At 56.3% G+C, this 23,782-nt stretch carries 17 protein-coding genes; 9 read left to right on the top strand and 8 right to left on the bottom strand.

The window, feature by feature from the left end:
• Positions 1 to 113 precede the first annotated feature (113 nt).
• A complete protein-coding gene (locus tag B5483_RS21290; protein WP_245829507.1) occupies positions 114 to 1,664 on the top strand; it encodes a glycosyltransferase family 2 protein in 1,551 nt (516 codons plus the stop codon).
• A 98-nt stretch (positions 1,665 to 1,762) separates the two neighbouring features.
• The gene (locus B5483_RS23010) at positions 1,763 to 2,488 is read left to right on the top strand and encodes a DUF5672 family protein (protein ID WP_176168162.1); all 726 of its coding nucleotides are present in this window, start codon (positions 1,763 to 1,765) and stop codon (positions 2,486 to 2,488) included.
• A gap of 39 nt (positions 2,489 to 2,527) precedes the next feature.
• On the opposite strand, the gene B5483_RS21285 is transcribed toward B5483_RS23010, so the two are convergent.
• The 4 genes from B5483_RS21285 to B5483_RS21270 form a co-directional block, all read right to left on the bottom strand.
• A complete protein-coding gene (locus tag B5483_RS21285; RefSeq protein ID WP_079731910.1) occupies positions 2,528 to 3,247 on the bottom strand; it encodes a glycosyltransferase in 720 nt (239 codons plus the stop codon).
• 97 nt (positions 3,248 to 3,344) lie between these two features.
• Complete coding sequence (gene kdsA, locus B5483_RS21280) at positions 3,345 to 4,187, bottom strand: 3-deoxy-8-phosphooctulonate synthase (protein ID WP_139384113.1); 843 nt, start codon at positions 4,185 to 4,187, stop codon at positions 3,345 to 3,347.
• Positions 4,188 to 4,328: 141 nt separating this feature from the next.
• Positions 4,329 to 5,414, bottom strand: a complete 1,086-nt coding sequence (locus B5483_RS21275) for a GSCFA domain-containing protein (RefSeq protein ID WP_079731909.1) — start codon at positions 5,412 to 5,414, stop codon at positions 4,329 to 4,331.
• Positions 5,407 to 6,096, bottom strand: a complete 690-nt coding sequence (locus tag B5483_RS21270) for a hypothetical protein (RefSeq protein WP_139384112.1) — start codon at positions 6,094 to 6,096, stop codon at positions 5,407 to 5,409. Before B5483_RS21270 ends, B5483_RS21275 begins: the two co-directional genes overlap by 8 nt.
• Positions 6,097 to 6,203: 107 nt before the next feature.
• Here B5483_RS21270 and B5483_RS23005 point away from each other — a divergent pair, with 107 nt between their 5' ends.
• The 4 genes from B5483_RS23005 to B5483_RS21245 all read left to right on the top strand — a co-directional run bounded on the left by B5483_RS23005 (position 6,204) and on the right by B5483_RS21245 (position 15,425).
• The gene (locus B5483_RS23005) at positions 6,204 to 10,562 is read left to right on the top strand and encodes a hypothetical protein (protein ID WP_139384111.1); all 4,359 of its coding nucleotides are present in this window, start codon (positions 6,204 to 6,206) and stop codon (positions 10,560 to 10,562) included.
• The gene (locus tag B5483_RS21255; RefSeq protein WP_139384110.1) at positions 10,559 to 12,121 is read left to right on the top strand and encodes a hypothetical protein; all 1,563 of its coding nucleotides are present in this window, start codon (positions 10,559 to 10,561) and stop codon (positions 12,119 to 12,121) included. The genes B5483_RS23005 and B5483_RS21255 overlap by 4 nt, the downstream gene beginning before the upstream one ends.
• Before the next feature lie 257 nt (positions 12,122 to 12,378).
• Complete coding sequence (locus B5483_RS21250) at positions 12,379 to 14,322, top strand: glycosyltransferase family protein (protein ID WP_176168161.1); 1,944 nt, start codon at positions 12,379 to 12,381, stop codon at positions 14,320 to 14,322.
• Positions 14,319 to 15,425 carry an NAD-dependent epimerase/dehydratase family protein gene (locus B5483_RS21245; protein ID WP_217698237.1) on the top strand — a complete coding sequence of 369 codons (1,107 nt, stop codon included), beginning with the start codon at positions 14,319 to 14,321 and terminating at the stop codon, positions 15,423 to 15,425. The genes B5483_RS21250 and B5483_RS21245 overlap by 4 nt, the downstream gene beginning before the upstream one ends.
• Before the next feature lie 61 nt (positions 15,426 to 15,486).
• Here B5483_RS21245 and B5483_RS21240 read toward each other — a convergent pair whose 3' ends face one another.
• The 4 genes from B5483_RS21240 to B5483_RS21225 form a co-directional block, all read right to left on the bottom strand.
• Positions 15,487 to 16,164, bottom strand: a complete 678-nt coding sequence (locus B5483_RS21240; protein WP_079731903.1) for an ABC transporter ATP-binding protein — start codon at positions 16,162 to 16,164, stop codon at positions 15,487 to 15,489.
• A complete protein-coding gene (locus B5483_RS21235) occupies positions 16,161 to 16,958 on the bottom strand; it encodes an ABC transporter permease (protein ID WP_245829504.1) in 798 nt (265 codons plus the stop codon). The genes B5483_RS21240 and B5483_RS21235 overlap by 4 nt, the downstream gene beginning before the upstream one ends.
• A 4-nt stretch (positions 16,959 to 16,962) precedes the next feature.
• Positions 16,963 to 18,072, bottom strand: coding sequence for a KpsE/RkpR family capsule polysaccharide export protein (locus B5483_RS21230; protein ID WP_176168160.1), 1,110 nt, complete (start codon positions 18,070 to 18,072; stop codon positions 16,963 to 16,965).
• Positions 18,073 to 18,465: 393 nt separating this feature from the next.
• Positions 18,466 to 19,509 carry a phytanoyl-CoA dioxygenase family protein gene (locus tag B5483_RS21225; protein ID WP_079731924.1) on the bottom strand — a complete coding sequence of 348 codons (1,044 nt, stop codon included), beginning with the start codon at positions 19,507 to 19,509 and terminating at the stop codon, positions 18,466 to 18,468.
• A 183-nt stretch (positions 19,510 to 19,692) separates the two neighbouring features.
• On the opposite strand from B5483_RS21225, the gene B5483_RS21220 reads away from it, so the two are divergent.
• From B5483_RS21220 to B5483_RS21210, 3 genes are all read left to right on the top strand, one after another.
• Positions 19,693 to 20,463 carry an aspartyl/asparaginyl beta-hydroxylase domain-containing protein gene (locus B5483_RS21220; RefSeq protein WP_079731901.1) on the top strand — a complete coding sequence of 257 codons (771 nt, stop codon included), beginning with the start codon at positions 19,693 to 19,695 and terminating at the stop codon, positions 20,461 to 20,463.
• Between the two features lie 414 nt (positions 20,464 to 20,877).
• A complete protein-coding gene (locus B5483_RS21215; RefSeq protein WP_079731900.1) occupies positions 20,878 to 21,864 on the top strand; it encodes a KpsF/GutQ family sugar-phosphate isomerase in 987 nt (328 codons plus the stop codon).
• 238 nt (positions 21,865 to 22,102) lie between these two features.
• The gene (locus tag B5483_RS21210) at positions 22,103 to 23,776 is read left to right on the top strand and encodes a capsular polysaccharide export protein, LipB/KpsS family (RefSeq protein ID WP_079731899.1); all 1,674 of its coding nucleotides are present in this window, start codon (positions 22,103 to 22,105) and stop codon (positions 23,774 to 23,776) included.
• Positions 23,777 to 23,782: the final 6 nt, after the last annotated feature.

Below are 23,782 nucleotides of genomic sequence, written 5' to 3'. Positions count from 1 at the left end.
CAGGAGCTCGATCTGGTGCCGCTTGGCTCAGTCAGGCAAAACTTGAGGCTTTGATACACGTAGATGCTTTCCGACTGTCGCCTCGTGCCTACGTAAGCGGGCTTTGGTGGCGCTTGCTCGGCAAACGGCTGCGGGCGAGATCCCGCCTGTCACCGCTCCTCGGTCGATCGCGGCATGCCTATGCTGTCTGGCTAGCGCGAAGATGCGCACGGGCTGCTTACGGTGCCGTCGTAGGTGCTCAGCCGGCCAATCATGGCAATTTCAGCGCTTTACCAACTCTCACCGTCGTCGTTGAAGCAGGTGTTGACAAAGTTGCCTTGGCGAGAACTCTCGCAAGCCTTGATAACCCTCAAGCGGCGATTGTTATCGAGGGGGCGGTCGGTAGCGCTGCGCGGCGATCTTCATTCGAGCAGGTTGCCGTAACGTTGGGGAAAGGTGGCGGTTGGTTACTGCCGATAAGCGCCGGCGATACACTGGCTCCGAATGCCCAACGCCGTTATGCGCACGTCTCAATGGAGGTGAAAGGCTTCGTCGTCTATGCAGACGATGATGTTTGTGATGTCTCAGGACAGCGCTGCGCGCCGCATTTCAAGCCAGACTGGAATCCCGAGCTATTCCGTCATCACAACTACCTGTCAGGTGCAAGCATTGTCTGGGTAGATCAAGATGCTCTGCTGGCTGTCATCGACCTCCCTGACTGGATTGATAGCCTGACCCTAAAGGTCCTGCGCGGGTCTAATGGAGAATGGGCGCCGCACCATTTGCCTGCCATCCTCCACCACCGCGCCAAGCGGCCAAGTCCTACCACGCCAGCGGCAGTGAAACTGCCCGCCCGTGCGCAAATGCCAAAGGTTTCTGTGATTATACCGACGAGAAACGGCACCCAGCTTTTGCGTACCTGTCTTGAGGGTCTGGCACAGACCGACTATCCCGAAATGGAGATCGTCATCGTTGATAATGACAGCGACGATCCCACTACTTTAGATCTACTCTCGAAACTTGAATTGCCGCGGCACAAGATTTTGCGCCACCCCGGTCCTTTCAATTATTCGGCAATCAACAACGCAGCGGTCCGTCAGACCAGCTCGCCTTTCTTGTGCTTCCTCAACAATGATATTGAGATTCTTGATCCCAATTGGTTATCGATCCTTGTTGCGCAAGCAAGGCGTGATGATGTCGGTGCAGTTGGACCGATGCTAGTCTATCCTGATGGAAGCGTGCAGCACGCCGGCGTAGTGCTCGGTGTAGGAGGGGGCGCTGCGCATGCACATCGCGATGTGCGCCCCGAGGAACACGGCTATTTCTGCCGTCACGCGCTCCCACAGTTTGTTTCAGCTGTCACGGGTGCCTGTCTCGTCGTCCAACGCGCCCGTTTCAAATTGGCGGGCGGCTTTGACGAGGAGAACTTTCCAGTCGCTTTCAATGATGTCGACTTGTGTCTGAAACTAGCGAAGCTCGGGTATGCCGCTCTGTATGAACCCCGAACCCGACTGATCCATCATGAATCGAAATCGCGCGGTCATGATCGCGATCCAATTGGCGCACGCCGACTGGCAGGTGAACTGGCGGCCCTCAAGGCAATTTGGCACACCGACCAGAAGCCAGATCCCTATCACCATCCATCGCTGAGCCCTTACAGCGAACAGTTTGTCGTTGACCTATGAGCCCGCTTTTAGACGATAGCGGTTCTGTCCGGGCTCGTAAGTTGTCGCTACCCGGAGTAATGCTTTGTGCGGTCGCCTCGGTCAACATTCTGGCTACCGTGGCGGCACTGCGCCGGGCAATGACAGTAGCTAATTTTGGCGATTGTGTGCTTTTTACCGATTCAGCGCATGAAATTGCGACTCCAGGGATCCGCGTTGTGACGATAGAACCTATCGTCAGTAGCGCGGCTTATTCGCAGTTCGTGTTGCGTGACCTAGTCGATCATGTGACATTGCAGCACTGTATGTTAGTCCAGTGGGATGGCTATCCGACCCATCCGAAGCTTTGGGAAGACGCCTTCCTCGAATGTGACTACATTGGCGCCCCCTGGCCCCAATTCAGCGATGGACATAATGTCGGCAACGGAGGGTTCTCACTACGAAGCCGGAATCTAATGGAGGCGTGCCGTGCTCCGGGAATGACAATTGGCCATCCGGAGGATGTCATGATCGGGCGGGTGAACCGATCCGCACTAGAAAAGCGCGGACTGCGGTTTGCTGAAACAACACTAGCCGCACGCTTTTCCTGCGAGCGAAGTGGCAACTTGCACATGTCATTTGGCTTCCATGGGGTCTTCCACATGGTCGATGTGCTTGGTGTTCATCAATTTCTCAAACTGTACGAGAGTCTTGACGAACGCACCTCGGTCTGGCGCGATCTCACCACAATCATACGAGAATTGCGCGCCGGGGGAGCTAGTTGGACAATTGGACCACGAATGTGGTGCGACCGCATTAGGGCGTACTGGCCTGGAAAGAATACGCTAATGCAGCGCCGCGACTGAAGATTTCAGATCTAAGATTTTCAGTTGCGGCAGGTTGGTTCACGCCGCCTCTCGGGATCTGCTAGCCGATGCCTCATATAGCGCACGTTCCTCGCGCCACTCATCGGCATAATCTACGTCTTGCCATTCATCGAACCAAGGCCCGCCATTTGTATAGTGGACCACACGCGGTAGCGTTTCGGGCTTTGCATACTCGCCTTCGAGGAAATTCCAATCAAGATCGAGGGCGCCTATGGCGGCATCATTCGAAACCCAGCTAAAGCGATGTAAATAGGCAGGGGACGCAGAGTTTACGACCTCCGGCGTTAGTGCCTTAACGTAGGGATGATCGCAATTGAGGACCATGAATGAAGACCAATTCTTCCGAGGGTAAGTGGTCTGCTTCTGGTTGTCCATTTTGACCCCGAAGTGCGGCGTGTAATCGTGCTGCACGCAGTAAACTGCTTTGGCCGGATCGAGATTTTCGAGAACTTTGCGGATGTCGGTCGTAAAGAGGAAATCGCAGTCACAAAAGACCACCCAGCCCGACGTAGCGGCTAAATAGGGTGTCAAAAAACGAGTCAGCGAAAACTCCGTTGACGCAGACTTGTCAATTGGACGGGTGTAGAGATTTAATTCGCGAAGCACATCTTGCCGCAACGGAGAAACGAGCAAATCGTCGCCCGAATGGCGAAGGAGCGAGTGTTTGCAAACCTGCCAAGCAATATCTTCCCGACTGTCATAGCCGACGAATACCTTGAGAATTGCCTGTTCACTCATACTGTTTCCTTCCACGCGCGATACCCCAAATTCATGTGAGGGTGGCTCGCTCAGAATCTTTAAACGCGGCCCCCTCAGACCGACGACACTACTGAAATTAATCTAACTCGATGGACTGAAACGTTTTGACTAGGCGATCAAGTGCTAGCAACTGTTCCAAATAAGGCTCGAGTTTATCGAGGCGCAACGCACAAGGACCGTCGCACAGGGCGTTGTTTGGGTCTGGATGAGCTTCCAGAAACAGTCCGGCGAGGCCGAGCGCCATCCCCGAGCGCGCCAGTGCGGAAGCTTGGGCTCTACGCCCGTCGGCACTATCAGCACGGCCGCCGGGCCGCTGCAGCGCGTGAGTGGCATCAAACACAACAGGCGCCATCGCCTTCATTAAGTCCATACCGAGCATATCGACCACCAAATTATTGTAGCCGAAGCTGCTGCCACGCTCACAAAGAATTATACGACGGTTACCCGCTTCCTCGCATTTGCGCAGTATATGAGCCATTTCTTGAGGCGCCAAAAATTGCGGCTTCTTGACATTGATAACAGCGCCAGTCTTAGCCATGGCTATCACTAGATCGGTTTGCCGAGCCAGAAAGGCGGGTAGTTGAATGATGTCCGCAACCTGGGCGGCAGGCGCTGCCTGACATGGCTCATGTACGTCAGTGAGCACGGCCAGACCGAATGTTTCCTTCACTTCAGCGAGAATTTCGAGGCCCTTGTCGAGCCCGGGGCCGCGAAATGAATTGATTGATGAGCGGTTTGCTTTGTCAAAACTGGCCTTGAAGACATATGGAATGCCTAAACGCGCGGTGACTTCAACGAAAGTACGGGCAACCTCCAGAACAATCTCGCGGTCTTCAATGACATTCATGCCACCGATTAGAACAAATGGTGCATCGTTGGCGAATGTAATGCCATTCTTCAAGGTAATCGAATGGGTCAAGTTTAGGTCCTTGGTAGGGATGTCGTCTAATACAGGGAAATGACGCAGAAAAAATCTTCCGGTCGCAGCATTCGGCAGCTCACACGCTACGCCATACACAATAGTGTTAACGGTTCTGCTATTGGTAGTTGGCGGGCAACGTCATTCATTATCAATGGCTTCTTCGTCACAAAGGACTTGCAGGAGCTTCTCAACTGATGGCGCTTCGGGCACAGTTGATGTGGGCGAAGTCGAGGACTTTGTTTGACGCGTCACTGTTCTGGCTCCTGTTTCAGCGTAGTGCCGAAGGAATGTCGACATCACATGCTCAACGCCTTCTGGCCGGACTTCGCGGCAGTCGTCTGCATAATATTGTCCGCGCGCATACGGCGAGGTGATTATCTCATATGAAGGAAAGTAGTCGCATTCCTTATTGCGTTGGCAAATCTCCTCGGCTGCCACGCGCAAGACTGCCTTAGAATAAGTCGTTGATGTAAACACGTGTCGATCTACGGCGGTCGCATTGAGTGGGACCGGGGATACGGTGAGAATAATACGAACGCCAGGGTTGCGCGTTCGGATGAAGTCGATTGAAGCTTGCATGTCGGCCACTGTTTCTTCGACTGTAAAGTTATGAAACACGTGAATTTCGGGATCGAATTCTCCGCCCGCTACTCCAGGCGCGAGCGGATAGACCGCGCCATCGCGGCGGTCCATCCAAGTTTCGGTTAAGCCGAGCGTGAAGACGAACACTTTCATCTTCTCAAAGGCTTTGCGCACCGCGGCGAGATGAACGGCGCGATCGAGAGCAAGTTCTTCGGCACAAATGAACCCGCCGGGTTGGATCTGCGGTCGGAATGGGTCAACCACGCTGCCGTCTGAGGCAGCCCAAGTGTCGCATACCGGCCCAAACATTCCATAGGCGCGCTCGATGAGCTGTCTTAGCTGACGTGCCGTATAGAGATTGCCGTATCGGGCGGGAAACAAACCGTAATTGAATTCTGCTGCGAACTTTGGATCGAAGGCTGAATTGAGCCTTTCAGTGACTAGAAAGTTGAATCCGTTGGATGCCAGATATCTTGCCACGTGTTGAGCGAAACAGCTGCCTGCGGTGACCACGGCGTCATCCGGTGCGATGTGAAACGCTGGCGAAACTACCGGATCAAACGCTCGGGGCTCTTGTATCGCCGGTTCTTTGCGCCAGAACTGGTAATCGGGGCAGCCACGATAGGGATGTGAGTTAGGCAAGCTGAAAGTCCCTCATTTGTCCGATGACAGCGGCGCCGTACCTTGCGTTGCCGTGGGTAGGATCGTTCCTCCAGCAGTTCCGGAGTAGGAAACCGTCGACGTCCTGAACAGCGACAGGAGCAGGCAAAAAGCCTATTCCCTCAGCGCGGCAATGCGCCTCGAGAAGGCCAATCTGGACCATGTAAAGTTTCCTCCGAACGCTGGCGGGGGCAATACCTTTGGTCAAGTGCGGCAGAAATGCGCGCGGCAGGCTTGCCGTATCATCGATGTGGGCGAAAGGCGGCGGCGGCGCCACGCAAGTAAAGGGGCAGCTATACTGGGCCCTAACTTCGCTCATGCGCCCCAGAGCGGAGCGCATTCGGGCAGCCAGAGCCGAACGTATTACCCCATTCGGTACCGGCTTGCGATCCGGAAGAATGGTGTCATCCGGCGTCACCAGAAAATCGAAAGGTTCGTCGGCTTCAATAAGACCCAACAAGTTATATTCAGTCCCGCCCAAGCAGCAGAAGAGGTGATCTGCTGGATAGGATTGCGCCAGATTGGTGAGGATCGTCTTATTATTAGTTTTCCCGTCTTCAATCCTCCGGATATCCACAGCAGTCAAACCACTCTGATCGCCCGATTTATTTAACGCCCGAATGAGCGCATGGGCATGACTATCTCCGAAAAACACAATTCGCATAATGTCTATCCTGCTTGAGCAGGCATCCGCTCCTTTGCCGCATTGGCCGTTCAAAAGCCCGACCGTTACCTTGCATGTTTAGCCAAAAACGACCACAAGCGACAGGCTTGCCCGACAAAATTTTCCCAAGGTATTTAATGGCGCGGTCACAGGACAGAATCGAGCAGTCAACTTCCAGTGAGATCCAGCATCCCGAGCGCACCTGCCTATTGATTGCCGGGATGCATCGTAGCGGTACTTCAGCACTGGCGCGAGTCCTGTCGCTTCTTGGTGCGGACCTCCCGCGAACGTTGATGGAAGGGTCTGAGGCAAACAAGGTCAGCAATGCCAGCGGGCACTGGGAGTCTGAGGCTGCAGCGCGCTTGGGCGATATAGTGCTTGATTCGGCAGGCACCGACTGGCGCAGTCCCGAGCCGGTGTCACCTGCTTGGTATCATTCGTCACGCTATCAAGAGATGCGTGAAAGGGCAGTCCGGCTTCTTAAAGACGAGTTCGGCGACTCTCCGCTCTTTGTGTTTAAGGATCCAAGAGTCTGCAAGCTCATGCCATTTTGGCTCGACGTGCTCGACCAATTCGGTGTCACAACTCGGGTCGTTTCAATTCTGCGTAGCCCCCTTGAGGTGGCCGCTTCACTGCATGCTCGTAATGGTTTCGATTTGTCGATCGGCCAACTGCTTTGGCTGCGCTACGTTCTTGACGCAGAAGCAGCGAGCCGTGCGATTTCTCGCGTGTTCGTTACTTATGATCGCCTCCTCGAGAATGCCGGTGACGTGACCGCCCGGATCGGAACCTCTTTGGATCTGGTTTGGCCGCGTGCATCGCTTAAGACTGATGGCGAGATTTCCGGCTTCCTTTCCGCATCACACCGTCATCACGCACGTGAATTGGATCCGACAACGGGATCGGAACGGGGTTTGACGCCTCTTCTAGCTGATGTCTATGCGATCCTTACGCGGTGGGCTCTTGAAGGTGAGGTCGCGGGCGATCGTCCCACGCTTGACCGCTCACGTGAAGAACTAGACCGGGCGCTCGCGTTACTGGGAGAGCCGGTTTCGCTTGCATTGCACCAGGGCAGTCAGCTGCGTCGGTTTAAAAGTCACGACAAGGAACGAGACGCCCAATTTAAGGCTGTCGAAGAAAGGGCAAGGGTGGCCGAGGCAAAGGCCGATGTTGCGCAAAGCAATGCCGAGAAACGCCAAGGAGTAGCCCAAGCCGCCCTCGCAGATGCGCTTGACAAGCTAAGCGCTCTCCAAGCCGCTCAGGCTAGGGTGTTAAAAGAATGTCAAGATGCACGGATCATGCAGGCCCGTCTAGAAGAGCGTCTTGTTGCGACAGAGGCGAACCGTAAGGCGGCTCTCGACACCTGCGAACGGCTCGAGGCGAAGCTCGAGGCGGCTCGCCGTGATTGCGAAACACTGCTAGCGCAAGTTCATGAAGCCCAGCTTGATCAAGTTCGCAGAGAAGAGAAGATTGCAGCGCTTCAACGTGAACTAACCCAACTAGACGGTACGGTTCGTGAACTGGAACAGGCTCGCAGCAAGCTCAGCCAAATAGAACAGGATTGCGACCGCAAAACGCGACTCGCCAATGAAAATGCGCGCAAGTTCGAGGCGCGCACGACCCAGCTCGAAGCTCTGCGCGTCGAACATGGCCTCAGCATTGAGGCGCGTAAAGCCTCGAGTGCTAAGCTCGATGAGTTGCGCTCGGAGATTACGGCGATCGGCCTGAAGCTTGAAGAGCAGCAGAGCGTCGCAGCAGAGAGGCAAGCTGCAATTGAGCATCTGCGTGAAGATCGCGCGAAAAGAGTCGCGGAACGTGATGAACGCATTCGGAAGCTCGAGACGCAAATCGAGAGCCTTCAAGTTCAGCTCTCAATCGCAAATGCACGTTCTAGTCCGCCCGCAGCTGAGGGGTCGCTGCCAATGCGGGTCGGACTATGGCTGCGCCTACCAGGCGCCCTCACCACGCGGCGGCGCACCGATCAACTGGAACTGCTGCGGACGACAGAGTTGTTTAATGGCTGGTGGTATCTGTCCAAGTATGAGGACGTACGCATTCAAGGCCTAGATCCGGCCGAACACTATCTCGATCACGGAGCAGCCGAAGGTCGCTCGCCAGGCCCGGATTTCGATGCGCGTTGGTATCTCGAAATCAATCCGGACGTTCGCGAGGCGGGCGTCAATCCACTCTTGCATTACCTCGAACACGGCCGCGGTGAAGGACGCGAAATCCGGTCGCTTGCAGATTCGAAACGACAGCGAATTTTTGCCGATGCCCCGGCAGGCACAATCCGTACAAACGGCCCCAATTCTAGATCCGAGTTGCACGCTGCGTCAAAACGTTCTCCTGAGTTTACAACCCATTTTAGTATCCCGCGAAAAGGTAGTCGTGACAAGAACTCAGATGTGGCTGGCAGCGGATTAATTAATTCGCCGGACGCTTCAGCGTTTCGTACTATCGGCCTAGGATCTAGCAAAGCAAGTCGTTGGTTAGCGCGCAGTCTCTCGTTTTCATCGTTATCGTCCTTCGCTGATCTTGATCGCGATATCGCCGCCGTAGGCGAAGCAGCCGGTGCTGCGACAGACTCCCCCGTGATGGTCGGCGACATCCAAGTCGCGTGCGGGAAGAGCCAAGTAGCAGCCTCCAGCGCGCTGGCTGCGTGTCAATGGGGTGCGTGGCTGGGGCTAATGGGCCCGCAGTCAGATGCCGTCGGATTGCCTCCACCCGCGGAAACAGCGACCGAAGCACTGCGGCTCGCGCTGAATGGCGGTGAACTCACATTAGTTGATGCTTGGTTCGCCAACCTGACCGAATTGAACCTCCGGCTTCGCGGAAGTCCTGGCACGACCGGGGTAGTCCTACGCGCCTACCAACCCGATGCTTCTGGAGGCTGGTTCGATTGCGGCGAAGCTGGCGGGGCGGGGACAGGCGAAACTATCGTACGCCTAAACCTGCGGACGCACTTCGCGCCACTGCTGCTGACGCTGATCGATACGGCAGGTTATCTCGTCGACAGCACGCTGCTGGTCTTTCCATCACTTTGCCGCGGCGGCGTACATTTCGGTGAACTCGCTACCTCATCTTGCGACGCCGGAATGTTGGTGGCGGCACGTGAGCGGTCCTTGGAACTACTTAATAAGCATATTGCGGCCTCAACTGGAGGCCCGCCCACTGTGCTCTCTCACATTGAGATTGGGATCGACGGAGCTGACGGGACAGAGCCTGCGCTCGATAGTGATCTGCTTAACTGGCTGATAAACGACCTTGGCATGAACGTCACAGTGCGTTCAGGAAGCGTCAACGACTCCTCGAACGTTGCGATCAAAGCTCAGGTTGCTGCTTTCGGGAGCCCAGCGGCGGCGCGTCCCGCAGGAGCCTGCCTCGTGCTCGCGGCCCGCGCCGTGCCGACACTTGGCGCGCTTTTCGCCACGAAGGGTGACCTAGCTGGCGGCGCATGCCGTACGCTCTACATGAGCGCAGTAGCAGGTAGCGCCACTCACGGATTCGATTACCTTCAAGATGCAGAACTGATCGATCGCCTCACACCCCCACAGGGTAAATTGATGCCAAGACTCCAAGGAGACATCGTCGGTGATCCCGGTTTGAGCGCCACCAGCATGGTCGACTTGGCTATCTATTGGCCTGAGACCCCGCCAGTCGCGGTCCAAGCCTTCTTCCCTTCCGGAGTTGCGGACATTTCGGCCCCGCTAGAGGTGCCAGCAGAAGCGCGACCGCTCTCAGTCATTGTCGATGCCACTAGCGGACAAATTGATATTTCGGCGGTGCTGTTCTCGATCGATTCACTGCGTAAAGCTTTTGATATAAAATCAGTTATCGTCTGCCATGCCCCCGGAGAGCAACCAAGTCCCCCGGTGGTGCCTGAAGGACTAGCAGACAAGATGCAGATTGTGTCCGTCTCTCGCAATATGGGAACGCGGCGGCTAACAGAAGCGCTCCAGGCCGCCAATGCCGGTGAGTGCGCCGGTCGCGTACTTGTGCTTGACGAGACGGTGGTACTTCATGACGCCCGCGTTGCCGACCTGCTCTGGAGTGCTTGCGAGTTGGAGGGGGTCGGCTCGGCATCATGCCCGCTGGTTAGCGAATTAGTGGGCGCGAAGGGTAGGATGCATGTGCACCTAACGGCAGGCTGGATTGAGATGATTGATTTTAAAGGAAATTCTAGCTTCGCTGTTGTGGACCTCGCGGACTATTCGCTGCCCGCAGTACTACCAGTGGTTGCGCCCGATTTGCGCTGCGCAATGGTTGACGCAGCCCACCTGATCGCATCCGGTGCAGCTGGGGAAGATGACTTAGGTTTCGGACTGAGCCTGTGCAACGCGGGCTTGGCAAACTTATGTCTTACAACCGTTGCGGCAACCACAAGCGCGCCCCGGTGCGAGCATGCGTCAATTGAAGAAAGCACGGTCCTACATTCAGCACTCCGCCTCCGGAGCTTCCGGCAGTGAAACTGTCAGTTTTGGCTTCATCAGCCCAATTTCTAGCTTCAGCAGGGAGCCGAATCCGTTATCAGCGTCTGCGACCAGCTTTGGCTCGCTTGGGCTGCTCGATTGATGTTGCAACAATCGATAGCCTTGGTGCCGAGGAACCTCTCTCACCCAGCGTCACCTATCTATTCAGCAAGATCCAAGACGCCCGCGGACTGGCGCTTGCGCGTGAATTGCGCGCTAAGGGTGCGCGCGTTGGGGTAGACCTATTCGACGATTACTTCAGCCAGTTGAGTGATGCGCGCTTCGCACCGCAGCGGCTTTGGCTCGAGCAGATGGCGCATAATTCAGATTTCTTTCTGTGTTCTACACCACGAATGCAGCATGTTGCCAAAACCTATTTTGGAGACACCCCAGGGCACGTTCTAAACGATCCCTTTTCGACCTTCGAGCCTGATCGTTTGGCCGCGGTAATCGAGAATAAGCGACGTAGGGCCTTAGAGACACGGGTAATTCGCGTGGTTTGGTTCGGGATGGGCGACAATCCGAATTTTCCCGTCGGGCTGCATGACTTGGTAAGTTATGGGCGGCTGTTGAAGTCGTTCGTAACGACGGGCTTCGAAGTCGATCTCAAAGTGCTAACAAACTTGCGTGCGCTCGACGGGGGTGGTCTGGCAATGCTGCGCAGGTTGCCGTTTCGCCCAGCAGTAGAAGAATGGACCGAAGCACGCGAAGTTGCCTGCCTTGAGGACAGCCTCGTCGCGTTCCTTCCTGTGAATGCTCAAGGCTTCAGTATAGCCAAGTCACTCAATCGTGCCGTTACAGCATTGACCGGAGGCACACAGGTGCTCTGCGCGGGTTATCCGCTCTACGCCCCACTCCATGACTTCTTGTATCACCGGCCCGAGGCCCTAATAAAAGACCTCAACGAAGGTAATCTGCGCGTATCTAGATCACACTTTTCAGCGTTGCGTGAGCAGCTGGACAAACTGTCCAATCCAGATGTCGAAGCAGCGGCTTTGTGCACTTTTCTTGAAACGGTGAACTCGCCAATCGGGACTAACATCGCAGGCATAACCAAGCCCCCAGAGCAACCGAGACTGGCTATCATTCATGGAGAGCGCACAACGGGCGCCATCCACAAATTTGCACAACGCCGCGATTGGCTCTCTCTGGCATCTCCAGTCACGCCCACCGGTATAGCTTGTGACGCACATCTTTCGGTCTTTACATCAGCGGGCCGGGTCTCGATCCGCCTCAATGCGCGAGCGACAGACTGGTTAAGGCCAGAGGCAAGAACTTGCGTGCATCCGATCGAAGATGTGCGCGGTGGTTTCGTACTGGAACTCTTTCCAGACGATCTCGGCATTTCTATCGACCCAGCGCTCGCGCATCTAGCACAAATGCCACGCGAAGGCATGACCGGCACCCGAATGGCATTACAACCGCGCGTCTCTTACCATGTAAGGGCAATCTACTCCGAATTGTTCGGACCTCTCGATTTCATCGATTCCGAACTGAACCCACTCCTGTGCGAAGCCAGAGAGCTTGAAAAGCAAGCAAACCGAGCGTGTCCCTAATGCAGCAAAGTGCCCACGTCGTTCTGATCCTAGACCTACTCCAGGACTTTAACATCCTGCGGCCTATAGCCTGTCTGGCAGCTTTCGAGACCGATATGCCTGTCTCGATACTTGTATCTAAACGTTTTACCGATCGGGATAGCCAAGGCCTATGGGCGACTGAATTAAGCGAATTGGTCAAGACAACGGGAGCAAGTGTTCTCCACTTCCAGAGTGACTTCGAAGTCTACTCATACCTTGCGTCGAAACGTGGCATCTTGTTCGCCGGCAGCGAATCTGATCTCAATGCCCATGCGACCAGCCATCGAATTTTCCGCTTCGTTCCTTCGGACTTTCTGAAGGTAACCCTTCAGCACGGTTACGAATGTGTAGGCTTTTTGCAGAACCGAGAGCAGTCGATGGCTTTCGGCGAGGACATTCGATTTGCTGCAGACATCGTTTGCAGCTGGATGGACGGCGAGCATCTGCACCATCTCCGTCCGACCGAACGTGCTAAGCTTATGGTGACCGGACCTAGCGCGCGGCTTAAAGCAGGGCATCAAAGTCCTCGCTCGCCGACGCCAGCGGCAGCGACTGGGCTCATTTGTGAAAATCTACATTCGGTACGGATGAACATAGCTGGCGATTTCAAGGCCAGTTACATGGATACCTTCTTCGGTTTCAGTGGAGCGATGGATCGCGCAGGGCGCAGTGTCGCCTTGCGGCCTCATCCCGGGGGCCAATACGTCATCCGCAATGGAGTGAAGCTTCCGCCCAACGTCGTGTTGGAAAACGAACCAATGTACCGGGTTGATCTTTCGCGCTACGCTTATGGTATTTCCGCTCCGTCATCCGTGCTCATAGATATGGTTCTAGCTGGGATCCCAACTGCTGTGTGGCATGATGGTGGAGATCAACTGGATACTGGAAATTACGCCGGCCTTGCCCGGGTGAGTTCGCTCGAGGAGTGGTGCACCTTTGCCGAAGCCGCGATCGCTAATCCGACACCATTCCTTTTGCGTCAAACCGCGTTTCTGGAACAAACTGGAATTCTCGTCGATCACGATGAAGTGAGGAAACGATTTCTCAATCTCCTTTGGATGGTGAGTGGTCGTCCTGCCCCAAGGCGTATACTCTTTGTTGCTAACTCGGAAATTCCCACGCTCCAGCTTGGCTTCTTCAAGCCACTGCAACCCCTGATTGATGCCGGTGTGATCGAAACACGCCTGCTAACTGAAGCGCAAATGCGCCGGATATTGGGCAAAAAGGAACCCAACCCGCGACCCGCGCAGGATTGGATTTCGGCGCAAATTCAGGAATTTCAACCAGACGTCGCAGTATTCTGTCGCTACAGTGGGCCATTTGCGGAAAAGATGATTGGCGAACTGCGTGAACATAAAGTTCCAATTATGTTCCATATCGACGATGATCTTCTCAATGTGCCAATTGAAATTGGCGAAGCGAAGCATTTTGAACACAACAAACCAGAAAGGCTGGATGCAGTTGGTACGCTGCTACGCGAAGCTAATCTGGTTTACTGCTCGACTCCGCCGCTGCTTCAGCGTTTTGGCCGACTTGGTTTCGACACTGCAAACATGGCCGCCGGCGCAATCTATTGTTCAGCCGAAATTCTCGCACCTGCTGTCGAACGCCCTGTGCACAAGGTCGGCTACATGGGATTTGACCATGCACACGACTTCGAACTAGTTCTTCCAGAGTTGGTGCGGTTCCTGCGGGAAAGGCCTGATATCCAGTTCGAGCTATTCGGATCGATTCCGAAGCCTTCTGAACTCGACGAATTCGCAGAACGGGTCACGATAGTACCGCCCGTACGTCCTTATTCAGCTTTTCTGGCAGCTTTTGCCGAGCGTCAGTGGGATATTGGAATTTGCCCCCTGGCAACCACGGACTTCAATGTCGTCAAAGCGAACACCAAGTGGGTGGAATATGCTTCGGTCGGCGCCGCAGTGGTCGCTACAGCGGGTATGGCCTATGATGAATGCTGTGCCGATGATTGCGGTATCTTGATCGACGGCGCTGAAGGCTGGTGTGATGCCATGCATATGCTCTGCAATGATCCTAAATTGCGCTACCAGCTTGTTCTAAACGCACAGGCAAAGATCGCGCGCGATTATTCTGTCGAACGCCTACGAGATCAGGTGCTCGGAAAGATTGACGAGGCCCAAGTCCGGGCCGCAACTAATTCGGAGAATGCACTGTGACTGCGAACGTGCGCATTGAGGCACTTCAGGGCAAGCGGATCTTTATTACTGGTGGCGCAGGCTTCATCGGTTCACGATTGACTCGCGCGCTTACTGCGCAGGGCGCTGACGTAACAATCTACGACAATCTGCTGGAGCAGGTCCACGGCTCGAGCCCGCGCCTCGACCTTCCCGCTCGCCTAGTGGTCGGTGATGTCCGCGACAAAGCGACAATGAAGGCTGCAGTTGAGGCAAGCAATCCTGAAGTCGTAGTTCATCTCGCCGCCGAGACCGGAACAGGCCAATCGGCCGACGAGCCAACACGCTACACTGAAGTGAATGTGGTGGGGACGGCCCAACTCATCGAAATATTGCGTGACCAAGCGGCCCCACCAGAGCGTTTCGTCCTCGCTGCGACCAGAGCCGTGTACGGTGAAGGTGCTTATCGCACCAACAGCGGTCAAATTGTGGTGCCAGCACCGCGAGATCTTGAAGCTATGCACGAAGGACGTTTCGCGGTTTATGGAGCCGATAGAACGCCTCTTGAGCCTGTACCTACTGATATAGACGTCCCGCCGATGCCAGGCTCTGTCTACGGGTCAAGCAAGCTCATGCAGGAATACCTATTGGCGCAGACACCCGCGCCTTGGCAGTCTGTAATCTTGCGTCTGCAGAACGTTTATGGGCCGGGCCAATCGCTGCGGAACCCCTATACTGGAGTTCTGTCTATTTTCGCGAACCAAGCCATGCGTGGCCAACCAATCTTCGTTTACGAGGACGGCGAGATCTATCGCGATTTCGTTTTCGTCGATGACGTCGTCGCGGCCTTCGTCGCTGGGTGCCATGAACCAGCGCTGCTAGGCGGTACTTTCAACATTGGAACTGGCGAACCCACAGCAATCCTTACTGCGGCGCGCCTCATCATGCGAGAACTTGGACTTGATGAGCAAAATGTCTCGGTCAATGGTGCCTTCCGTCCAGGCGACATTCGCTATGCTGTTGCTGATATTCACCGCACACTCAGGACAGGAGTTTGGAAACCTGAGGTCGCCCCGGCTAGTGGTATTGCCCAGCTCGTAGCTTGGGCTCGGAGCGAATTCGAGCGGGGATTGGTCGAGAATTAGAATAGTCCCTAAGAGTCACTTTAGACGCCCGACATCCTTCCATAGGGGTGTCGGGCGTGATTCACTCGATGAGTGGATTGCTCGCGCTCTGAAGAATCTTTTTATACTCGTGATAAACTTCGCGAAAGCTCCCGAATTCTTCGAGTTTGCCATTGTGAAGCAGTAGGAACCGGTTGCAGACCTCTTCAAGATAACGCCGGCTATGTGATATTAGGACCATTGCACGGTCAGCGCGTTTCTCGAACAATTCCACTGCACAACGGTCACGAAACCGCTCGTCGCCAACTGCAGTGACCTCGTCAATCAGATAGCAGTCGAAATCGATGACCATCGAAATGGCAAAAGCTAGCCTAGCGCGCATACCTGAAGAGTAGGTGCCGGTAGGCTCGTAAAGGAATGGTCCAAGCTCAGAAAACTCCTTTACGAAATCCATCCGCGGGTCAAAATCTACACCGTACACCCTACAAATAAACCGCAAATTGTCTGCGCCAGTAAGGCGCGGGTGGAATCCACCATTCAACGCGAGCGGCCAGGAAACTGTCATGTTGCGTTCAACACGGCCCGACGTGGGGCGTTCGGCGCCCGAAATGATGCGCGCCAACGTGGATTTTCCGGCGCCATTGCGTCCCATTACGCCAATCCGTTCGCCGGGGCTAACCTTTAGGTTGACGTTATCAAATACGGTGAGCTTACCTGCGCCCGTCTTGTATTGCTTCTTTATATCGATCAAATCGATCATGCTAGATCCTGATCCGTACCGATACGCCGCACTTGAGCGAGGCCAAAAAGCGTCAAGGATACATTCCACACGAACAAGTAAAATAAATCATAATGTGCAACCATCCGGGTACCAAAAAATCCTTCACGGATATATTCTACGCCGTGCACCATAGGTAGGTAGAGGATGACATTCCGTGCCTTCTCGGGAAGCGCATCAACAAGGAACGCAGCACCTGAAAAAGGAAACAGGATCACCGAGAAGGGTGACCAAAACTTCTGGATGACCTCCCAGCGCTCCGCAAGTCCAGCAAGCGTTAGGGCTAACGACGCACCGAACCAAGCAAGCAACAGCCATCCCGCGAAAAGCTGCAACAGGTCTTCGGGCGGATCGAGCCAACCGAGCATCGCCATGACCACACCGAGAATTGCAAAACTTGTGGTGACGGCGCCTTGCTCCAGAATTATCCGCGCAATGAAAATATCCAAGACTTTCACGTAGCGGTGGTGCAGCAGAGTCTTATTAGTTTCGGCCGCGCCCATGCAGCGACCCGGCAGTGTGCGCCAAAGCAGCATCGAGGAATATCCGGTGAGCGCGAATGCGGCTATCGGAATGTCGGAATTGTGGATTGATCGGGTCGCTGACCAAATGCCGGTGATCACGGCGACAAATAGCATCGGCTCCACGAATAACCAAAGCACGCCAATATTATTGCGCCCGTAGCGAGTCAGCATCTCGCGCAGAATCATAGCCCAAATCACGCGCCACTGGATGGCGAGCGAAGTCGCTAGTGACGTTTGGCTGGTCTGCGCCAATTTCCTAGTTTCCATGTTCGCGCACACCCGCCAACAGCATGGAAAGAATGCCCCATGCAGCAATGCCGATTGCTAAGGTTGCCATGATGCCACGCAGGCGGCGCGGCTCAACCGGGCTATCCGGCAGGTTAGGCGAGACGATCCTCTCCACGTATACTTGTTGGCGGCGTGCCTCGTTCTTTGCGTCCGCTAAAGACGCGAGCGCGCTTGCAAGTTGCTTCTGGGCCAATTCGTTTTCTAGCATTCGCCGTTGGAATTGGACCGCCGAGTTAGCCAGCGATTTGCGCCCGCCTGCGAGTAAGCCCGATTGCTCGTCAATTTCTGCCTGGATGGCTGAAATCCGCTCATTGAGCGCTGGTATTTGGGGATTGTTCGGCGCGAATGCCTTAAGTTGGGTGAGTTGGGTCTTTGATGCAATCAATTCATCCTGAAGCTTAGATATCATTTGCATTTGGACGTCAGCTTGCTTTTCAGGATCTACCATGCCCGAAGTATTGCGCAGACGCGCCAACGCTAATGCCGCGTTTTCGGCATCTTCTTTTGCCGAAGCCACTTCGACCTCAGCATAGTGCACGAGGTCACGCTGCCCACGCTCATTGAGATCATTTACCGTCGCCTCGCTCATTGCAAGCAACTGGCGGTTGAACCGGTAGGCATCTTCGGGCGTGTATGCGCGCACGGTTAACGTGCTGATTGAAGACGTCGCATCAGCATCAACGCGAACATGATTACCAAAGTAGTTGTACAAATCCTCAAATGACGAACGCAATCCGAAGGGGGCAAAGCGGTCGACGAATGATATGCTAGGTCGCGAATAGGCCTTGCGATATGCCCCATCCTTATCGAGCGCTCGAAGAGCGTCTCGTGAGGTCGCATAAGCCTTCGCAGTAAAGACTTCTTCGCCCGCATTTGTGAAGCCAGCGCTCTGGAGCAGAACTCCCAGCCCTGTGGCACCGCTGCCCTTCTCAGGACTACGGACGACGAATTGTGATTCGGAAACATAGACATCGCTGGCCAGCAGGCCAAAGTATAAGGAGGAAAGAGCGACGGGAATGATGACGGTAGCGGTGAACAGCCGGCTAGGCCGGTGACGGAATCTGGCCAATTCGAACACGCGGTTTCCTCTAGAACACAATGCCCGATTAGGCAAAGATGACCCCCGCCGCATAGTCGGATTTCCGGGCTAATTGCAACCGCGAAGAGGTCTGTAGAGGAATGCTGCGTCCACGCATCGTCGGAATATGGACATCGCACCAGAGGCTGCAGGACCGCACATTTATGTGCCTCCGCTCTCTACGCGCTGCCGGCGATGCGGATCAGAAGCGTTCCAAATATTGAGAACCGAATCCCCACTATCGCAAGCTAATAGCAAAAACTCAACAGTATGCGAACAGCATCAGTGCTATTAAGAATAAACTCGAGCATACAATGCTGATCAATTCAAACGCTGGACAAATACAAAACACCAGATTTTGTCTTAAATCAATTTGCTTGCAGCTTACGAAGATCACACATCATGGGACGCGTCAATAGGCCGGCGCTGGCCTACCGATTTCCAAGGCTGGCCGATGCGGGCTTCGAAACGGTCGCGGAAGGACCAGAGCCAACCTATGCGGCGCTCGGCAATGCCGGGCAGGCTGAGCAGGTCGCCGCCAAGCCAGGGCAGGAACGGGTTGCGGCGGGCGTAGGACCAGATCTCGACGCGCTCCCCGCTCTTTTCGGCCTGGCCGCGCGCGTGAAATCCGCCGGTGTCGGCCACGACCAGGGTGTTGGCGGGCAGGGCAAGCGGTTCGGCCTGGCCGAGGCCCATGTCCTCCAGGTCCTGCGGAGAGACGCGCGGGGAGCCGCGGGCGGAGAGCCGGTCTATGGCCTTCGGGTCGCGCAGGCTGCGCCGCTTCTCCCAGTCGAGACGGGCTTTGTCGAAGCGATGGGAACCGCGCACGTAAGTGAAGGGGCCTTCCTCGACCGAGACGGGATTGAGGAACAGCCATGCCTTCATCGAGGAATGAAAGCTGTCGGCGTGGACAGCTTCCTGCGGGTCGGGCTCATTGCCGCCGCAGTGGCTGACGATCGTCTGGATGTAATGCAGCGGGGTGGTGCGAAAGCCCGCGACATAGTGGAACAGGGCGATCAGGTCCTTGCGGGCGAGCAGGCGCCGCAAGGCTGGAATGGCCGCCATCATCTGCGCGTCGATAGCCAGGCGGCGGGTGATCGCATCGCCCTGTCGCATTTCGCGCGCAGGGCCTTCGTAGGCGAGGAGGGCGGCGCGCAGGGCGGGGAACTCTGCAGGCGGAACGACATCGCGCACGACTACGAAACCGTCGCGCTCGAAGGCTTCGCGCCAGTCCGGCCGCAGATACCTCGCAAGGCGGCGCCGGCGCCAGCGGCACAGCGCATCGGCGAGACGGACCCGGCCGCGGTGAAGCCCCCAGCTGTTCAGCCGGTGCGATCCGATCAGCGGATTGTCGAGGAAGCTCTTGGCAGACGTCAGCAATTGCACCGCCCAGATCGGGGACAGAAGGATCGTCTTTGCCTTGGCCCGGAACGTCATGCCCGGACCCTCTCGGTGCTGTGCATCACCCTCCATTGCCGCCAAGCATGGGGTCATGGCAAGCCCATCTGTGGTTTTCAGAAGCGCCACTGCTCTGGACAAGACGAGGGCAGTCATGGAAAATCTCATGCGATGGGGTATAGGCGCCCGTTCGAAGCATGATCGCGATTATGGAGCCGGTTCTTGAACTGGAACGAGACACTCAATTCCCGCGGGTGGAAAATCCCCTTCGTCAACAAGTCGCTGTTCCAGATCGGTAAAGAGCTGCGGCCCAAGATCGATCGGGTGATCATGCGCGATTCCAAGATCCCCGACAGCGCCATTCAGGACAAGGGCTTCTTCGCCTGGATTCCCAAGCTCGAGGCACGCTGGCAGGACATCCGCGACGAGGCCGTGCGGATCCGGGCGGAGGATATTCCTTCGTTGGGCGACATCTCCTTCGATCACGGCCGCATTGCCGCCGACAAGCGCTGGCGCGCGTTCTTCCTCAAGGGCTACGGTTATCGCATGGAGGCCAATGCGGCCCGCGCGCCGCTTACTGCGTCATTGCTCGACAAGGTGCCGGGCCTCGTCACCGCGAACTTCTCGGTGCTGGAGGCAGGTGGCCATATCCCCCGGCACTGGGGCATGACCAAGGGCATGCTGACCTACCATCTCACGCTGCGCGCCCCGCGGGAGTGGGAAAAGTGCCGCATGCACGTGGAGGAGGGCGAAACCGTTCATGTCCTCAACTGGCAGGATGGGCAGTCCTTCCTGTTTGACGACATGTTCAATCACGAGGTCTGGAACGAGACCGACGAGGATCGCTATGTCCTGCTCATCCAGATCAAGCGCCCCTGCCGCTGGCGGGGCAACCTGATCCAGAACCTCTTCATGTTCGGCGTGCGCCATTCGCGCTTCGTGCAGGACATCCGCAAGGCGATCGAGCGGGCTGGCAAGCTTGTTGCAGATTGAACGCTCGCAGGTCTTTATCCGCAATTTTGCTCATAATTTTTCGTTCAATCCGTCAGTCGTTTGAGTTTCCTAGCAAAGATAGGCCATTGGAGTGCCGCAGCTTCCACACGCTGTCGCCTTTGTAAACCCCTTCCGATTATCGCAAATGAGGTGCACCTCATCCCATAATTGCGCTGCTACAGGGCCGCTTAACTCAGCTTAAATATTTGAAACCTCTAGCTCGTGTCGATTTTGGTAAGTATGCTGCGGCGCAGTATTAAACTTGCACCTCATGACTCATCCGGATTGATGTTGCTCGCTAGTTCCTGCAACATCAAGAACCGGAGCAGACAAGATGAGTTGGTAATACACATTAACTAAATATAAAGCTTGATTTTTTGGGTGGTTCACAAATGCAAGCTTTCAGGGGGTTCTATGAAAATTGAAGCTTTGCAAACGCAATATGCCGCGTCCGCTCTCAAGACGCTAAACATCGAGATGCAGGCATTGGAAACCTTGCGTGCTGCGCTGCAAAGCCCCGGTTTGAGTGAGGCACTAGAGAAAGCGATCCATTCGCTTGCAAGCACTCGCGGACGGATTGTTGTAACCGGTATGGGCAAGAGTGGGCACATTGCTCGAAAAATCGCCGCGACAATGCGCTCCACCGGTACTTCGGCTTTATTCCTTCATCCGGGGGAAGCGAGTCATGGCGATCTTGGAATTATCGACCGCAACGACGTCGTTCTAGCAATCACGTGGTCTGGCGAGACTAAAGAACTTAGCGATATCTTCCACTACTGCCGGCATTATGGCGTTGAGTTGATCGTCGCGACTGCGCACCCCGAAAGCACAGCTGGCCGAGCTGCTGACATTTGCCTGCAGCTTCCGGTCGTACGTGAAGCTTGTCCCAACGCACTTGCACCTACGTCCTCAACTACATTGCAGCTCGTTCTGGGAGACGCACTCGCAGTGGCCTTGATAGAGGTGCGTGGCTTCACGTCGTCGGATTTTCGTGTTTTTCATCCAGGCGGCCGTCTCGGTGCACAACTTGCGACTGTGTCGGAGATCATGGGGATCGGGGACGCCATTCCTCGAGTCCACAGACACGCTACGCTAGTCAATGCAACGTTAGAAATGAGCCGCAAGCGTTACGGCTGTACAGCTGTGGTGGATGAAGACGACATGCTTGTTGGCGTCTTCACCGACGGCGACCTACGCCGTTGTATCGTAGTCAACAGCATGTCAGACAGCATCGGGGAATACATGTCGACCAACCCGGTGACTGTTTCCAGCGATATTCTTTTGCCGGAAGCGCTCCGCATAATGAACGAGAGGTCTGTGTCCGTCTTATTCGTTGTGGAAGCTGGCAGACTTATCGGAGCTGTACACATGCACGATATTGTGAGTGCTGGCCTGGGCTAGACGCGGAGCATTTCTAGGGGGAACGCTCTTCGGATAGCATTCGCGAAATGCGAACGATTGCTCTTTGCGAGTGCATCCGAGTGGGTTAGGCGCTTCACAAGATGTTCCCGATCACTCACTATGGCCATAACTCTGCTGCTGGAAGAGCTCAAAGAAGAGTTGTCGCGCGAATTAATCTGGCGCGAGCTCATAGTGAAAGAGAACTGAATCTAATCCGCGAGAATCGGAGCTTACGCACTTGAGCCCCGCGCTACCGTTGCTGCGCAGTCCGCCATTTCCGGCTAAGGACGCGGCAGTTTCACTCGCCCGCGCGATGCAGGAGTTCCCTAAACCGGCAGCCGATGCTCTCCTCGCACGCATTCGCGAGACACGCGTCGGCGGCGAATTCTGGGCGCCATCGGCAGACCTCGCCGCCCCGGCCAGCACTGTCCTGCGCCCGCGCGACAGGGCCGAGATCGCCGAATTGCTGGCCGGCCTGGATCCGGAACAACGCCGGTCCGCACTCTGGATCGGCAATGGGGAAAAGGCGCTGGACCGGGCGCTCGAAGCACTGGCCCGCCGCGAGGGCGGCAACTTCCGCCCCGAAGTCGATCCCTGGTCGGCGCTGGACGGTGCGAGCGCGTTGGCGGCCCATGGCGATGACGAATGGGTCGCCATCGCGGCAATCGCCAGCGTGCCTGTACAGGTCCTGTCGTCGGGCGCCTTTGGCGAACCGGGCGATGACACCGCCAAACTGCAGGCGTGCGCGGCTCAGAGGCTTGGAGCGACGCGCTATCGCGACCCCTTTCATGACACTGCGTCAACTCTCGGCGCGACCGTCGAACTGCTCGCCGAATGGCGTCGGGTGCTTGAAGGCAACCGCGGCATTGCCGCGGCCTGCGGCATGGCATGGTGGAAGCGCGATGAGATCCGCCGGTTCCTCTGGGCGCCGGGCCAGAAGCTGAAGCTCGTCTCGCGATCGGGCCGTGCGCTTGCCATAGCGCGCAGGCAAAACGGCGCGGTTGCCATCTGGCCTTCGCGCATTTCCTCCGGACTGCTCGCACAGGCCCGCAAGGACAAGGTGCCCTTGGTGCGCGTGGAAGACGGCTTCGTGCGGTCGGTCGGCTTGGGCAGCAATCTCGTCCCGCCGCTCTCGGTGGTCGTCGACCGGCGCGGGATCCACTTCGACCCGTCACGCCCCAGCGACCTAGAGGCGATCCTTGCAACGAACGAGTTCCCGCCCGCGCTGATCGAGCGGGCCAGAGCCCTGCGCGAGACCATCGTATCTGCCGGCATCAGCAAGTACGCCGCCGGTTCGGAAAGCGCGCTGCCCACGCGTGAGCCGGGCCGCCGCGTGGTCTTGGTGCCCGGGCAGGTGGAAGACGACATGTCGGTGATTGCAGGCGGCGGCGGGCTGCATTCTAACCTTGAACTGCTGCGCCGGGTCCGCGCGCTCGAGCCCGAGGCCGAGATCTGGTGGCGTCCGCATCCCGATGTCGATGCCGGACACCGCGTGGGGGCAGTCGCCGATGCCGAGGCCCTGCGCTATGCCGACCGCATCGTGCGCGAAGGTGGCATGGCGCCGCTGTTGGGTGCGGTGGATGCCGTCCACGTGTTGACGTCGCTCACCGGCTTCGAAGCGCTCATGCGCGGGCTTGATGTGACCTGTCACGGTACGCCCTTCTACGCGGGTTGGGGTCTCACCCGCGATCTCGGCGAAGTGCCTGCGCGCCGTGGCCGCAGCCTCTCGCTCGATGCGCTGGTTGCAGGCGTCCTGCTGCTCTATCCGCGCTATCTCGACCCGATCACCGGACTGCCGTGCCCTGCTGAAGTACTGGTCGACCGTATCGTGCACAGGTACGCGCCGAATCGGCAGGGTTGGATCGAACCCTTGCGTCGCTTGCAAGGGCGGCTCATGGCCACCTTTCGGTAGGGTGGA

It is taken from the genome of Novosphingobium mathurense (genome assembly GCF_900168325.1).
In the GTDB taxonomy this organism is placed as follows: domain Bacteria; phylum Pseudomonadota; class Alphaproteobacteria; order Sphingomonadales; family Sphingomonadaceae; genus Novosphingobium; species Novosphingobium mathurense.
The sequence above is the reverse complement of the archived record's forward strand: the minus strand, read 5'-3'. Positions and strand labels throughout refer to the sequence as shown.